We start from the raw sequence: 15,702 nt of genomic DNA on the forward strand, positions 1-15,702 counted from the left end.
TTGGGTGGAATGAAAGTTGATGAATAGTAAAAACCCGATGCGGTCGAATATGAAGAAGTTTGTTAAAGAAAATAAATGGCTATTCATTGGAATATTTGGTGCTAGCTTGTTTGTATATTCTTCCTACTTTTTTGATCATTACAACCTGTCATTTCTGAATATAATGTATAGTTTCTCTCCATTCGATTCAATGAAAATTGCAACCAAGGGACCTATTTTATCCGATGTAGCAGATCATATGTATCCTGTTGCGTATAAATATCTGCACAATTTAGACTTTACTTATTGGATGTCGTCTTTAGGTATCGGAACAACACAAAGTATGAGCTTGTACATGTATGTATTGAATTATTTCTACCTGTTACCATTTGGAGTAGCGATTGCACTCATTTCATATTCAAAGTTTCTGATTGGATTTTTGGGAATGTATTTCTTTGCAAGAGAATATGGAGTCAAGAAGGTACCAGCAGCAATTGGAGCCATTAGCTATACATTCTCTGCAGCGTTAGTAATGTGGCATGGTTGGCCACATTCAGATGTTGCGATGTTTGCACCATTTCTATTTTTATTTATGGAAAAATTTTTAAAAAAATTGGATATCAAATACCTGTTTTTAGTAATTATTTTTCTTTATTTAATGCTAGTTGCAGGCATGCCGACATTTGCAGCATATTTCTTATATCTACTTGGAATGTATGTCTTATTTTATGGAATAAAAAATTATAGAAAAGAACCAAAAAAATTGCTGTTTTTCTTTGGTGGTTTTGGAGTGAGTGTCTTATTCGCTATTTTATTGAGCTTGCCATATACAGGTGAATTACTAAATTCAGTCGGTTCAAATGGATATGCAGCATCTAGAAAAGGTCAGTCAAGCGAGGTATTGAGCTCTGACTTCTTACAAACATTAATTTATCCTTATATCCGCTCCAATACAATGACCATGCATTTAAATGAATCGACATTATTTTCAGGTTTATTTGCAATCTTGCTGCTACCTTTTTCTTTTCTAAATTATAAAAAAAAGAAAAATTCTTTATTTTGGTTAACTTCAATTGGTATATTGCTACTTTTGATTTTTACCAATTGGCTAACACCGATATATAGCCATTTGCCAATGATTAATACATCTTTGAAGTATCGGGTCATCGTGCTTTTGAACTTTGCATTTGCAATAAACTTAGCAATTACTCTAAATGATTTTTTCATCAATCAAGACTATTACAAAAAGAATAAAATTAAAGCATTAATTGCGGGTTATTTTTCATTTATCATCTTGTTAATCGCTTTTAAAAAAGTGGGGTTGTTCAGCAGTCTGACAGGAACTCAGCAGTCGGAAGTAATCAGTAGCATCCTTTTATTTATTACTTTATTTTTAATGTTATTCCTACTGATTAAGTCGAAAAATCCTAAAATACTTGCAGTTGTATCATTCGTTTTATGTACTGCCAGTATTTATGATTCAGGAAATTTTGCAAAGGAATACTTACCATTTGTTTCAAAACAAGTCTCGGCTGTTCCAAAGAAAACTGATACGATCAACTTCTTGCAAAAAAATACACAAAATAACGAAAAAGTTGTTGCTTTGGGTAGTTGGACCTTTTTCCCTTCAACAAATATGTTTTATAATTTACGAGACATTCGTGGACATGATTTTATCTATACAAATCAAGATGTTCAAAATTATTATGAAGGAATCGAGTCTGATGCGTATGACTCTGCTACTAGAGTATCCTTTAGCAAGATTGAGAATACTAATTTATTAAAATATATGGGAGTTAAGTACGTAGTGTCTCCTAAAGCTAATTTAGTAGATGACAGTTACACGGGAAAAGAGTTGGAACCAGTTGGGCCAATATATACTGGAACGGGTATAGAACAAGAGATTGAAGCAGAGCAGAACGATTGGAATAACATCGAGTTTGTAGCTGCAAATTATCAACATAAGTTTACAAACGAAAGCATGACGTTGCAAATTATTGATATTGATTCTGGACAAGTGGTGGTGAATAAGAAAACGCCATTAAGTAAAATTAAAGATAATCAAGTGTTAAATATTTCTTTCGCACCTATAGAAAATTCTAAAGGGAAAAAGTATAAAATATTGATAACCAGTGATAATAGTGAACAATTGCCTTTTACCTTGTATAAAGCAGCAGTATCACTTTATGCAAATGATTTTATTTATAATGCCGAAAAAGTCGAAGGCAATCTGGTAGTTTATCTAAATTATAAAGATAATGCTTATAAAGGAAAAGATAAATTAGGGGTTCATCAATATCAAAACTATTCTCCACAGTTACAGTTAATTAATAACATCGAAATCAAAAAAAATTCTGAATCAGTTTTAAGTAGTATGAAACAATCATACAAAAAAAATACTTTATTCTTAGATGAAGAGCAAGCAAGAAAAATTAAAAATGCTAAAAGCCTGTCTAAGGAAAAAATTGCAGCAAATGAAAAAATCACTGTTATCCAAGATGAGGATAATGGTCAAGTCACTTTGTCTGTTAAGACTAATACTAAAAGATTTTTACTTATGAACGAGTACAATGATGGCAATTGGCAAGCATATGTCAATGGAAAAAAAGTTCAGATGTATAAAGGAAACTATTTGTTCAGAGCGATTGAAGTACCAAAAGGAGAATCAAAGGTAAAATTGGTTTATGCACCAACTAAAGTAAAATTATTTATAAAAATAGCTCTGAGTGCGCTCATCCTGTTAATAGTGTTGTTTATTATAAAAAAAAGAATACAGAATTGGCTGACAAACTATTGTAAAAGTAAATAGAAAGAATTTATAGAATTGGCGGTGTGGAAATGAACTATTTGATATTAGGATCGTCTGGTTTCATAGGAAGCAACCTAGTAAAAAAAATGACAAATTCAGAAGATACTGTGCGCCTTTTTGACAGACATTCTAATAAGATGGAAGTTGGTCATTCAACTAGAACATTTATCTCCGGAGAATTTGGTTCAGAGTATGATTTTGATCAGTTGACCGAAGGTATTGATGTTGTCTTTCATTTAATCAGCACAACTGTCCCAGCATCCACGGTTTCTTTAAAAAAAGAAATTGAGGACAATGTATTGGGAACAATTAAGTTGTTAGATGCTTGTGTCAAGAACAAAGTAAAGAAAATTGTCTTTATTTCTTCTGGTGGGACGGTTTACGGAAAGGGAGCGGGAATTCCTTTCCTAGAAACAGATGAGACAAATCCCATTAACTCGTATGGGATACAAAAATTAGCGATTGAAAAATACATTCAGTTGTACTACCATCTCTACAATCTAGACTACCGAATCATAAGGTTGGCAAATCCATTTGGCCCAGGACAAAATCCTAATGGGGGTCAAGGCGTGGTAACGGCATTTTGTTACAAAATGATTCAAAATGAACCTATTACTATTTATGGAGATGGAAATGTTGTCAGAGACTATATTTATATTGATGATGCGATAGATGGAATCTTGCGTATTGCTCAATATGAAGGAGAAAATAAAATCTTTAATTTAGGCTCAGACAAGGGTTATTCTATAAGAGAAATTGTTGCGTTTATAGAGAAAGTAGCAGATAAAAAATTTCAAATTTGTTATGAAGAAGCAAGAAACGTAGACGTGCCGTATAATGTTTTAAACACAGGCAGATATATGGAAATTGCTCAGACAAAAAAAATGACCAGCATATTAGATGGAATAGAAAAACTATTAAGCTATTTTTCTAGCCTATAATCTAACGAAAGAAGTGAAATGATGAAAAAGCTCCTTGTAACTGCTTCAACATTCCCTAGATACAAACATGATACAGAACCTAGTTTTATCTATGATTTATGCAAAGAGTATACGAAATATTATGACGTAACAGTCCTTGTGCCAGCTGCTCCTGGGGCAAAAGATTTCGAAGAGATGGAAGGAATGCATGTTATTAGATACCATTATTTTCCGATAAAGAAATTAGAAACTTTATGCTATCCAGGTGCGATTGTTCCCAGAATCAAGGAAAAAAAAGTAAGAATGTTACTGGTACCATTTCTTTTTTGCAGTATGTTTTTTAATCTGAAAAAAATCATTAAACATTTTGATTTTGTTCATTGTAATTGGCTAATACCTCAAGGGATCATTCAAGCTTTTTTTAAAAAGCCTTATATTCTAACGGGATTAGGTGGAGATGTGACATCATTGAATAGAGGCATTGTAAAAAAGCTTAAGCAAAAGTCAGTAAATAATGCCAAGGTGGTAACAGCAGTTTCACATGACTTGAAAAAAGAATTAGAGAAAGTCTATCATGCCCAAAATGTGAAAGTGATTCCTATGGGCTGTGATTTATCGCTCTTTTCTCCTGAAAATAGAAAAGAAAAGCTTTTTGGAGACGATGGGAAGAAAATAATTTTATTTGTTGGACGTCTAGCCGAAAAAAAAGGTGCTCAGTATTTGATTCAGGCCATTGAAAAACTAGAAAATATAAAGCTAGTAATTGTTGGAGATGGGCCAGAAAAAAAGATGCTTTATGAGCTAGCTAAAAAAAGCAAACAAGAAATTTTGTTTTTAGGATCTAAAAATAAAACAGAGCTACAAGAGATCTATGCTTCGTGTGATGTGTTTTGTGTGCCATCTGTTATTGCAAAAGATGGAGATAAAGATGGACTACCAGTTGCTTTAATTGAAGCTATGGCTTCAGGTTCTCCTGTTGTTGCAAGCGATGTAGGTGGTATTGGAGAAGCGGTAATAAACGGAGAAAATGGTTATTTGATTCAACCTGAAGAGGTAGAGGAACTAGCAGAATCACTAAAAAAAATATTGGATGATAAAATATTGAGAAAAGATTTTTCTATTCAAGCAAGAAAAAAAGCTGAAGAGTTTGATTTTCAGAAAATAGGAGAAGAATACAAAACGTTATTTGATGCTTTATAAGGTATCAAATGAAAAATAGTCGTGCATTTTAGCACGACTATTTTTATGCGTTTCTTTAAGTATTAGGCTAAGGAAGCAAGTGGATTAGCTACTTGCTTTACGGACCCTCTTTTATTTTGTATTAAATTTTGTTTTGTCTAATAATAAAGCCAAAAGAAAGGCTAAAAAATCTGCGATTGTACATAAAACTCGGAATGTAATCATGGAAAGCGTGATGACGTTTACGCCAAGCAAATTTTCTGTGACGCTCAACATCACAGCTTCTTTGATACCAATTCCGGCAGGTGCACCAGGCGTTATTAATCCAACTAGCCATGATAATGTATAGGCAGATAGTAGTTTGGCAAAAAGACTTGTGGTAAGAGAAACTCCTAATATGTATTTCAGTGTCAAAATGTATAGTAGGCTAGAAAAGAACAAAATTACAACATAGTAAAGTAAACAGAAAAGAAAAGTTGAAAACAATTGTTTTGAAAAAGTGATGCCTTTTTTTTGAGCATAGCTGTAAAGCTTAGTTTTAAACAACAGAAAAAGAATGAGCATACTTATAACAAATAAACTACCAACCAAAAAAATCACTGTTTTATTTTGTGCTACAAACTTTATAAGATAATTAGACAAAAATATGGCGGAAACAATGATTGCGCCAAGAATATTTAAGAGAATATCGATTAAAGTTGAAGTAGCAACAGCTACGTGTGAAATCTTTTTTTTTGTGGCAAGCTCATTACGACCAACATACTGGAAGACATTGCCCGGTAAATATTTTAATATATTGGACTTCGTGTACACCGTAACGGCCTCATTAAATGAAATCTTTTTATGTGCTAAAGTGGAAACAATTGTTTTCCATGGAAAACAATTAGTGTAGACAATTAGAGTTTGGAGCAAGGTGATGATTAGAATTGGTAAAAAATTTTTGGAGGTAAATAGAGTGGAATAATCAACATTACTTCCAAGTAGCTTTTTAAATACAAAATAAATGGCTAAAAGTGTGATGATATTTCCTACTATTTTGACAATTTTTTTTAAATTTATATTCATAAATTACTCGCTTTCTATCCGAACTAAGTTCTATTTTACTCTAAATCATATATTTGTTCAATCCGTAACTTTTTGCTTAGAAATTAAGAACTAACTTGCTTTATTCTAGTAGCTTCTGTAAAATGTATTTGTTGTAGTTTGCATGATTGTATATCAGACGATTTTCTACGAATAATAAAAAAATCTATCTAATTTAAATAAAAATTAGCTTAGAATATTTGGAAGGATTTAGATAAAATGTTAAAAGAGTTATGCCTGTTTTTCAAAGATATCTATCAAAATAGAAAGTTACTCGTCCAATTCTCACTAAATGATTTTAAATCAAGGTATGCAGGTTCCATGTTTGGTATCATATGGGCATTTGTAAATCCTTTAGTAATGGTTTGTACTTATAGCTTTGTATTTTCTCATTTGAAAGCTGCACCGGCACAAGGCTTCCCATTTGTTTTGTATTTAATTACTGGGATTGTTCCATGGTTTTTCTTTTCAGATGTCCTTTCTACAGCAACAGGAGTATTTAGAGAGTATAGTTATTTAGTTAAAAAAGTAGTATTTAACATCAGAATTTTGCCAACAGCCAAGCTACTTTCAAACTTGTATACACATTTCTTTTTTCTAGCTGTTGCATTTGTTCTATCTATTGCTTATGGCTTTTTCCCAACTTTGCAAACTTTACAGCTGATTTACTATCTATTTTGTTTGGCGATGTTTTTAACGGGTTTAACCTGGATTACTGCTTCAATTCAACCTTTCTTCTCAGATATTAGTCAATTAATCGGAGTAGTTATGCAAGCTTTAATGTGGACGGTCCCAGTTTTATGGTCACCTGAAATTTTTGCATCCTCTCCTTGGATTGTGAAAATTTTGAAATTGAATCCACTGTATTATGTGATTTCTGGCTATCGTGACTCTTTCTTAAGTCAAGGTTGGTTTTGGCAACATTGGGCTCAAACTGTATATTTTTGGGTGATAACAATCGCTTTATTACTAGTAGGCTCACTAATTTTTAAAAAATTAAAGCCACATTTTTCAGACGTACTGTAAATAGATTGGAGAGACTTTTATGTCAAATTATGCAATTGAAATTAAAGATTTAACGAAACAATATAACATGTACGCTCAACCAAAAGACCGTATGAAAGAAGCATTAAATCCTTTTAAAAAAAGTTATCACAATATTTTTTACGCATTAAAAGACGTGAATATCTATGTAGAAAAGGGTGAAATGATCGGTTTTGTTGGAGAAAATGGATCGGGAAAGTCTACTTTATTAAAAATTATTACTGGGGTACTAACACCCACAAAAGGGGAAGTCACGATTAATGGGAAAATTGCGGCCCTATTAGAGTTAGGTTCGGGATTTAATCCAGAATATAGTGGGTTTGAAAATATCTATTTGAACGGAATGGTTCAAGGTTTCTCTAGAGCAGAAGTGGATGAAATGGTAGATGAAATTGTAAATTTTGCGGATATAGGAGCACATATCAATCAACCAGTAAAAACCTATTCAAGTGGAATGTTCGTACGACTTGCTTTTGCCGTAGCAATTAATGTAGATCCGGATATTTTAATTATTGATGAGGCGTTGGCGGTTGGAGATTTAGAGTTTCAGCTAAAATGTATGGAGAAATTCACAGAGTTACGAAATGCAGGCAAAACTATTTTGTTTGTCTCACATGATATAAACTCCGTGCGTCGTTTCTGTGATAGAGTTTATTGGTTGAAAAATGGTGTCGTAGTTGAATCTGGTGAAACAATGGAAGTTACAGAAAATTATGATAACTTTTTAAAGAAAAAATCAATTAAAACCGTTGATAGAGAGAAGAGTAAAGAAGAAGAAGAAACTTTTAGCCCAGATATTGTCGAGTTAATTAAAGCAGAATTGATAGATAACCAGGGTAAAAAATTAGATATGGTGAAGCAAGATCAAGAAGTCACGGTAAAAGTTGAATACGAAGTAAAAGATGATACACAAAGAAACCCAGTCTTGGGTATTGCGATTCGAACAGTAAACAATCAATATGTTTGTGGACTTAATACATTGTTAGACCAACAAACAATCCCTTGGAAAAAAGGTAAAAATATATTTGAGTTGAATTACAAAAAAATGGCTTTATTAGGTGGAGAATACTATTTTGACATTGCGTTTTTTGAAGAAAATGCAACGGTTCCTCTACTTTATAAAACAAAGTATATCAATATGTTCATTACTGGTAAGTACGTTGGGGAAGGTATTGTGGTTTTGGATCACGAGTGGAAGGATGAAGCGAAAAAATGAAGTATGATTTTCAGCTGGATTTAGGTGATAATACCAGTACTGGTAAAATGATAGCAGCAATTAAAGATAATAGTAAAATTTTAGAATTTGGACCTGGAAATGGTCGGATGACTGAATATTTGGTGAAGGAAAAAAATTGTGATGTTTCAATTGTTGAATTTGATCCAGAGCTATACAAACATGTGATGACCTTTTCAAATGATGGATATCTTGGAAATATAGAAGAGTATAAGTGGTGCGATCATTTTCAAAATCAAACATTTGACTACATTTTATTTGCAGATGTTTTAGAGCACTTGCTTCATCCAGAAGAAACACTGAAACAGGTTCGACCTTTTTTGAAAGAAGAAGGCAGAATTTTGATTACATTTCCTAATTTGGCTCATAATGCAGTCTTAATTGATTTATTTAATAATAAGTTAACTTGGCGACCAACGGGTCTCTTAGATGCTACGCACAAAACTTTTTATACACAAGCTGGGTTTGAAAAAGTTTTTAATGAACAGCAGTTATTTATCGCGGAAGAAGATTATACATTTGCACCAGTAGAAACAATTGAGATTGGTTCAGAGTATCGGGATTTACCAAAACAAATACAGTATTATTTTAGAACACGTCCATATGGGGAAGTTTATCAGTACTTTTTTTCTCTATCTAAAAAAGAAATTCAAAATCCGATTATTCATCCTCTACAAAACTCCAATGTTGAATTCCCAGTAAGATATATTCAGAAATCTGCTATTGAAGAAAAAGAAACTACTTACGTGTGTAATCTCTATACCAAAGAAAATGAAAAGGTAAACGTTCCGATCGATGCACAAACAGAGAAGTTAAAGGTCGTACCTAGAATTTGGAGTGGCGTTTTAAATATAGAGCTTCGATGCTCTGGGCAAAAATTGCCAATTTTTGAAACAAATGCTCTATGGCAAGATGGAACTACCTATGCTTTTGGACAAGGGGAGCCTTATATAGAGTTTGATGTGACAAACCTGCAAAATCAAGAGGTTGAAGTTACGTTAGAATTTCTTTATATTGGAGATCTTTCGTATCTAGAAGGAAAAATAATTAGCAATGCTCAATACTTAAATAGTCGAATTTCATCTTTGGAAAATCAAATTGTTGAGCTAAATAATCAAAATCAAGAAATTTTGGAAAAAAATAATGATATTTGTGAAAGATACTATCGCTCAGTGATTAACCCAACAGCCAAAGTGCTCAATCAGAATTTTAAACCATCGCCAAATTCAGTGGTTGAAAAAGCGATACACTATAATATTGATGCGATTCTGAATGTCAACGATCACACTACTGTGGTTAAAGGTTGGGGCTATGATAAACAAACAAAAACTTCGCTTTCTTTCTTTATTCCTGAAAACGAAGGCTCTTCTTTTGAAGTGAAAACTAAAGGAAGACCAGATGTTACAGAGCAATATGAGCTCATGCAACATGAACAGTATGGATTTGAAATTACAATAGAGAATTATCAATTTAAAAAATATTTGAATGTAGTTGTACAAAGAGAGAATCAAGAAGAGCTATATATACGTGTATCAGATAAGCAACCTAAGAAAAAATTACTTCGTAGAAAAGCTGGTTTTGCTCTAAGTTTGCTAAAAAGTCGAGGGATTCTAAATACTGTAAAATATGTTGGATTTCGACTGAAAAATAAAGACATGTACGCTTCGTGGATTAAACGCAATGAAGTCTATGATGTGGAGGCAATCAAAAAGGAAATTCAAGCTTTTAAATTCCAACCTAAAATTTCCATTGTTGTCCCCATATATAATGTCGAAGAAAAATGGTTGAATGCTGCTGTTAGTTCCCTGAAAAATCAATTTTATTCTAATTGGGAATTGTGTTTGGCAGATGATTGTTCAAGTGCAGAGCATATTAAACCGTTGTTGGAAAAATATGCTAAAGAAGATTCTCGGATAAAAGTTATTTTTAGAGAAAAAAATGGACACATCTCAGAAGCCACAAATTCTGCTATCACGCTTGCAACTGGCGACTATATTAGTTTTATGGACAATGATGATGAATTGTCTATAAACGCGTTGTATGAAGTTGTGAAAGCTTTGAATGAGGACGAATCGATTGATTTTATTTATTCTGATGAGGATAAAGTAACAACTGATGGACAAAGGTTTGATCCTTTTTTCAAGCCTAACTGGAATCCAACTTTGATTTTAGGGCACAATTATATCACGCATTATGTAGTAGTAAAGAAAGAGCTTATTGAGAAAGTTGGCTATTTGAATACAGAATTTAACGGAAGCCAAGACTATGATTTTGTACTAAGAGCTACAGAGGCCGCAAATAAAATACATCACATTCCTAGAATACTCTATCATTGGAGAACGATTGAAACGTCGACAGCGCTGGATCCTGAAAGCAAGACTTATGCGTATGTTGCAGGGAAAAATACTTTACGAGCAGCGATGGAAAGAAAACAAACTGCTGCTAAAGTAACAATGACTCCCAATTATGGAACCTATAAAATTGACTATGAGTATCCAACTCAGCCTAAGGTCACGATTATTCCGATTTCGAATGGTGGGGATATCCGAGTATGTGTGGAAACGTATCTGAATGAATCTAGTTATCAAAATATAGAGATTCTGTTATTTGATCGAAACATGAATAAAAAAATCAAAAAAAGCTCTAAAGTAGTATACAAATCTGCGAAAACCATCAATGAATTAGCTAGTTATGCAACTGGGGAATACTTATTCTTCATGAATGATACTTCTGTTCCAAAAAATAAAATTTGGCTAGAAGAATTGCTAAACTATGGTCGTCAACCCGGAGTCGGTATTGTTGGGGCTAAAGTTGTCAATCAAAATGACATGATTTTAAATGCAGGAGTATCTTTAGATAAGGAAGATAACAGTTTTATTTTTGAAGACAGAGGGGTTTCTAATAAAACGTTAGGTTATTACTTCCGTATCTCGTTACCAAGAAATGTTTATGCGGTAACGGAGGAAGGTCTACTGATCAAAAAGGCTCATTTTGAGGTTGTTAAAGGTTTTGATGAGAGTTTAGATGCCCAATTAATGGGAATTGAGCTATCACTAAAAGTGAGAGAACAATTAGGGGGGACGATTGTTTGGGAGCCTTATAGTGTGTTGACAGATTTGTATAATGCAAGTAGAGAATTGAACAAAGCTCAAACAGAGCAATTCTTAGAGGAAACTCATCTTAAACAAACTGAGGATCCCTATTCAAATCCTAATAGATTGGACAGATAATTAAGATGACAACAGATGAAAATCAAATCGTCATGAATATAGATGACAAAATAAAAAACCCAAAGACAAAAGAGATAACCATAGTAGGGTGGGCTTTGGATTTGTCTACTCGAATGATCCCAAAGATTAAAGTTTCAGCTAAAGAGGCAGTTGTACAGCTGACACACCGAGCAGATGTAAATGAGTTGTATCAGTTAGTTCCATATGGCTCAGTCGGATTTGTGATTACCTTTAATTTACGCGAGACAAATGGGAAAAAAATAGATATTTTATTTGAGGGTGAAAATTCAAGCTTGACAGAGTCTGTTGACTTGATGCTCAATGTTAGAAATCCTAATGCTGGTAAAACGAAAGCTATGCTCAAGCAAAAACTCCTACGTGTAAAAAAAGGATTGGGGTATATCAAGCGCAATGGCTTGCTCAATACTTATCGTAGATTAAAGATTGATCAAAAAAAATCGAATGATCTTTATTTAGAGTGGATACAAAAAAATGAAAAGAGTCTAGTAGAAGAAGCAGATGCTAATCAAATATTTGATTACAAACCTAAAATATCAATTGTAATGCCTGTCTATAACGTGCCTGAAATTTGGCTTCGAAAAAGCATAGAGTCTGTGTGTAAGCAAAACTATACAAATTGGGAGCTGTGCATTTGTGATGATGCCTCTACCGATGTGCAAATTAAAAAAGTTTTAGAAGAATATGCTTCAAAAGACCAAAGAATTAAAGTGGTTTTTCACAAAGAAAACACACATATTTGTGGTGCAACTAACTCAGCGCTTAAACTGGCAACAGGAGAATTTATTGCATTGTTAGATAATGATGATGAGTTAGCGCTCAACGCTTTGTATGAGATTGTAGCAAGACTAAATACGAACTCAGAATACGACTTACTATACAGTGATGAAGATAAGATAAACGAACAAGGTGTGAGAATGGATCCTGCATTTAAGCCAGATTGGTCACCAGACTTATTAATGGGAACCAACTATATATCACATCTTGGGGTTTATAGACGTTCAATTATAGAACAAATTGGAGGCTTTAGGGAAGGGTTTGAAGGAGCGCAAGATTATGATCTTGTTTTGCGTTTTGTTGAACAGACAGAGTCTAAGAGAATTGGTCATATTGCAAAAATACTTTATCATTGGCGTGTCTTGCCTTCTTCAACCGCAAGTGAGCAGTCAAGTAAAGAGTATGCTTTTACTGCTGGGAGAAAAGCTTTACAAGAAGCGCTAGCCCGCAGAGAAAATGAGGGACAGGTATTCGATGGACCTGCAAAAGGATTTTATGATGTTCAATATGAAATTAAACATAAAGAAAAAGTGACGGTTATTATCCCAACAAGAAATGGCTACAAAGATGTAAAAAAATGTGTAGACTCAATTATAGATAAAACCTCATATCCTAACTATGAAATTATGATTGCAGATAATGGTAGTGATGATCCCAAAATGAAGGAATTATATGCTGCCTATCAAGAAAAATTAAATAATAAATTTATAGTTGAATCAATAGATATTCCTTTTAACTATGCCAAGATTAATAATATTGCAGCTGAGAAAGCGACAGGAACTTACTTACTGTTTTTAAATAATGATACAGAAGTGATTGCGCCCGACTGGATGACGAGAATGGTTTCATTTGCACAGTTTGATCGTATTGGTGCTGTTGGAGCTAAATTGTATTACGAAAACAATACAATTCAACATGCGGGAGTTGTGGTTGGACTAGGTGGCTTAGCGGGACATGTGCATCACACGTTTCCTAAAGGAGATTTTGGCTATTTTGGTAAGCTAATTGTTAACGTAAACTATCTTGCTATAACAGCAGCATGTTTGATGACTAAAAAAACTGATTTTGAAAAAGTTTCAGGTTTTGATGAGAAATTAGTAGTTGCTTATAATGATGTTGATTTGTGTTTGAAAATTTATGCATCAGGAAAAGATAATGTATGGTTGCATGGTGCAGAATTATATCATTATGAATCTCAAAGTAGAGGCTATGAAGATACACCTGAAAAACAAACTCGGTTTTTAAAAGAAGCGCAGTATTTTGCTAGTAAATGGCCAAAATACATTGAAAATGATCCTTATTATAATCCCAACCTTACGAGAAAAGCAGGAGATTTTTCTATTAATCTTGACTAGTGAGTGAAAAATAAAATAGAGTTGTGAACAAGGTCCAAGAAGTTAGCAGACATCTAACTTTTGGATCTTTTTCTTTTTTCATAATCTTCATTGATAATTTTCATAAAAAGACCTTTTAAAAACTAAAGTAAGGTGATAAAATAGAAATACAGTAATCAAAGCCAAAAGGGGAAGTGAATATGGTAGATAAAAAAGTAAATGTAAAAATTATATCTGTGACTAAGTCTCACTCTAATAAACAATCTTTCTATAAAAAAATAAGAAATGTTTTCGATGAAAAAAATTACTTAAACACCAAGTTTTGGGTGTTAAAAGGAGTAAATGCGGAATTAGCAAGTGGAGAAATCGTGGGCATTGTTGGTTTTAGCGGTTCTGGTAAGTCAACTTTATGTAAGATGATCCATCATGAAATCTTGCCAACAAGTGGTAAGGTTGAAACTGCTGGTACGACTTATTTGGTGAATATGGAAGAAGCGATACAGGATAATCTTTGTGGCATAGAGCTTTTGCGACAACGTTTGTCCAAAAAAGATATGAATAAAAAACAGTTGCAAAAAAATATCGAAGATGTGATCCAGTTTGCAGATTTAGGTTCGGTTATGGAACAAGCTGTTAGTAGTTATTCTATGGAAATGAGAGCACGTTTGGAGATTTCCATTGGGATTCAAAAAAACTCAGATATTTTAATTATAGATGAAGCGCTCACTTTGTGCGATGCTTCGTTTGTAAAAAAATGTCAAGATAAGTTTCTTGAGCTCAAAGAAGAAGGTAAGACAATTGTTGTGGTAACACCCGTATTAGAGCAAATTGAAAGATTTTGTGATAAGGTCATCTGGCTTCACTTTGGAAATGTACAAAAATTTGGACAAACTTTCGATGTTGTCCACCAATATAAAAAGTTTATGATATGGTTTACAGAAAAACTATCCAAACAAGAACAAAGAGCTTACAATGAAAAATTTCGTGAGCTGCAAACTTCATTTTCATTAAAAGATCTATATACAAATACATTGGAAGAATCAGCAACGGTAAAAACAAGAGAAGAGCTAAAACTCATTCGAAGTTCTTTGTACAAGGAAGAAAACAAAAAGAAAAATGTGTTGTTGAGTCCCTTCTTTTTCTTAGTGGTTCTTTTCCTATGTTTTGCCGGATTTTTAATGATAAAAGAGAACGAGCAAAAGAAAGACTCAAAGGATTCCTATGAAAGTAAAACAGCAGTTATGAGTAAAAAAAGAAAACAAATTACAGCAATGACCAAAAGTGCCGTAACAACATCAAGTAAGCCAACAACAAATTCAACGACGAGCAGCGAGGAGGATACAAATCCTCAAGAGCATCTTGTCAAACTAGGAGAGACGCTCAGTGGAATTGCTGAAAAATACAAAATAAGCATGGCTGAGTTGATGGACATCAACAAGTTGACTACGGCCGATGTTTACCAGGGGCAAATACTACGATTAGTAAAAGACAAGACTGAAATGACCAGTCAAACCACTACTGATCAGGCAATTGAAAAAAAAGAAGAACATGTAGTTTCTGCTGGAGAAACACTATCTACTATTGCACATAAATACCATTTAACTGTTGAACAACTAAGGGCGTATAACTTTTTGCAAAGTGAGCAACTGTCTCCTGGTCAGATACTCCGATTAAAACAAGTTACAAGCGCTACACAAGACACAACAAGTGATAATAATGCCTTCTATACTGTACAAAAGGGTGATACTATCTATAGTATTGCTAGAAGGTACAATTTGACAGTGAAACAAATTGAGGAGAAGAATGGATTGATCAATAGTGAAATCAGTATTGGTCAAGTACTTGATGTAGCTCAGATGATGGTTACCACTTCAACAACTTCACACAGTCAAAATAAAACCCATACTGTTGCAGTCGGAGAGAATCTATACCGAATTGCCCAAAAATACGGAGTTTCTGTAGAGCAATTGAAAGAAAAAAATGGATTGACCAGTAATGAGATCAGTGTAAAACAACTATTAGTCATTCCATAGTACAGGATACCGAACTATACAAAAAAAGAGTAAAGCTCAAGATTGTTTGAACTTTACTCTTT

9 protein-coding genes are annotated in these 15,702 nt (G+C 33.3%); 8 read left to right on the forward strand and 1 reads right to left on the reverse strand.

What is annotated here, in order from left to right:
• Positions 1-19: 19 nt before the first annotated feature.
• Genes CBF30_RS01260 through CBF30_RS01270 form a run of 3 tightly spaced genes read left to right on the forward strand, consistent with a single transcriptional unit; the run spans position 20 to position 4,908 of the window.
• Complete coding sequence (locus CBF30_RS01260) at positions 20-2,788, forward strand: YfhO family protein (RefSeq protein WP_126821964.1); 2,769 nt, start codon at positions 20-22, stop codon at positions 2,786-2,788.
• Positions 2,789-2,817: 29 nt separating this feature from the next.
• Positions 2,818-3,729, forward strand: coding sequence for an NAD-dependent epimerase/dehydratase family protein (locus tag CBF30_RS01265; RefSeq protein ID WP_126821966.1), 912 nt, complete (start codon positions 2,818-2,820; stop codon positions 3,727-3,729).
• A gap of 18 nt (positions 3,730-3,747) precedes the next feature.
• Positions 3,748-4,908, forward strand: a complete 1,161-nt coding sequence (locus tag CBF30_RS01270) for a glycosyltransferase (RefSeq protein ID WP_126821968.1) — start codon at positions 3,748-3,750, stop codon at positions 4,906-4,908.
• Between the two features lie 111 nt (positions 4,909-5,019).
• On the opposite strand, the gene CBF30_RS01275 is transcribed toward CBF30_RS01270, so the two are convergent.
• Complete coding sequence (locus CBF30_RS01275) at positions 5,020-5,952, reverse strand: lysylphosphatidylglycerol synthase transmembrane domain-containing protein (protein WP_126821970.1); 933 nt, start codon at positions 5,950-5,952, stop codon at positions 5,020-5,022.
• Positions 5,953-6,189: 237 nt separating this feature from the next.
• Here CBF30_RS01275 and CBF30_RS01280 point away from each other — a divergent pair, with 237 nt between their 5' ends.
• From CBF30_RS01280 to CBF30_RS01300, 5 genes are all read left to right on the forward strand, one after another.
• Complete coding sequence (locus CBF30_RS01280; RefSeq protein ID WP_126821972.1) at positions 6,190-6,996, forward strand: ABC transporter permease; 807 nt, start codon at positions 6,190-6,192, stop codon at positions 6,994-6,996.
• 19 nt (positions 6,997-7,015) lie between these two features.
• Complete coding sequence (locus CBF30_RS01285) at positions 7,016-8,230, forward strand: ABC transporter ATP-binding protein (RefSeq protein ID WP_126821974.1); 1,215 nt, start codon at positions 7,016-7,018, stop codon at positions 8,228-8,230.
• Positions 8,227-11,478, forward strand: coding sequence for a glycosyltransferase (locus CBF30_RS01290; RefSeq protein ID WP_126821976.1), 3,252 nt, complete (start codon positions 8,227-8,229; stop codon positions 11,476-11,478). The genes CBF30_RS01285 and CBF30_RS01290 overlap by 4 nt, the downstream gene beginning before the upstream one ends.
• 5 nt (positions 11,479-11,483) lie before the next feature.
• Positions 11,484-13,628 (forward strand): glycosyltransferase family 2 protein, encoded by a 2,145-nt coding sequence (locus CBF30_RS01295; RefSeq protein ID WP_126821978.1) that lies wholly within the window; start codon positions 11,484-11,486, stop codon positions 13,626-13,628.
• 179 nt (positions 13,629-13,807) lie between these two features.
• A complete protein-coding gene (locus CBF30_RS01300) occupies positions 13,808-15,640 on the forward strand; it encodes a LysM peptidoglycan-binding domain-containing protein (RefSeq protein WP_126821980.1) in 1,833 nt (610 codons plus the stop codon).
• The last annotated feature ends 62 nt before the right edge of the window (positions 15,641-15,702 follow it).

This window comes from Vagococcus entomophilus (assembly GCF_003987595.1).
GTDB lineage: Bacteria > Bacillota > Bacilli > Lactobacillales > Vagococcaceae > Vagococcus_E > Vagococcus_E entomophilus.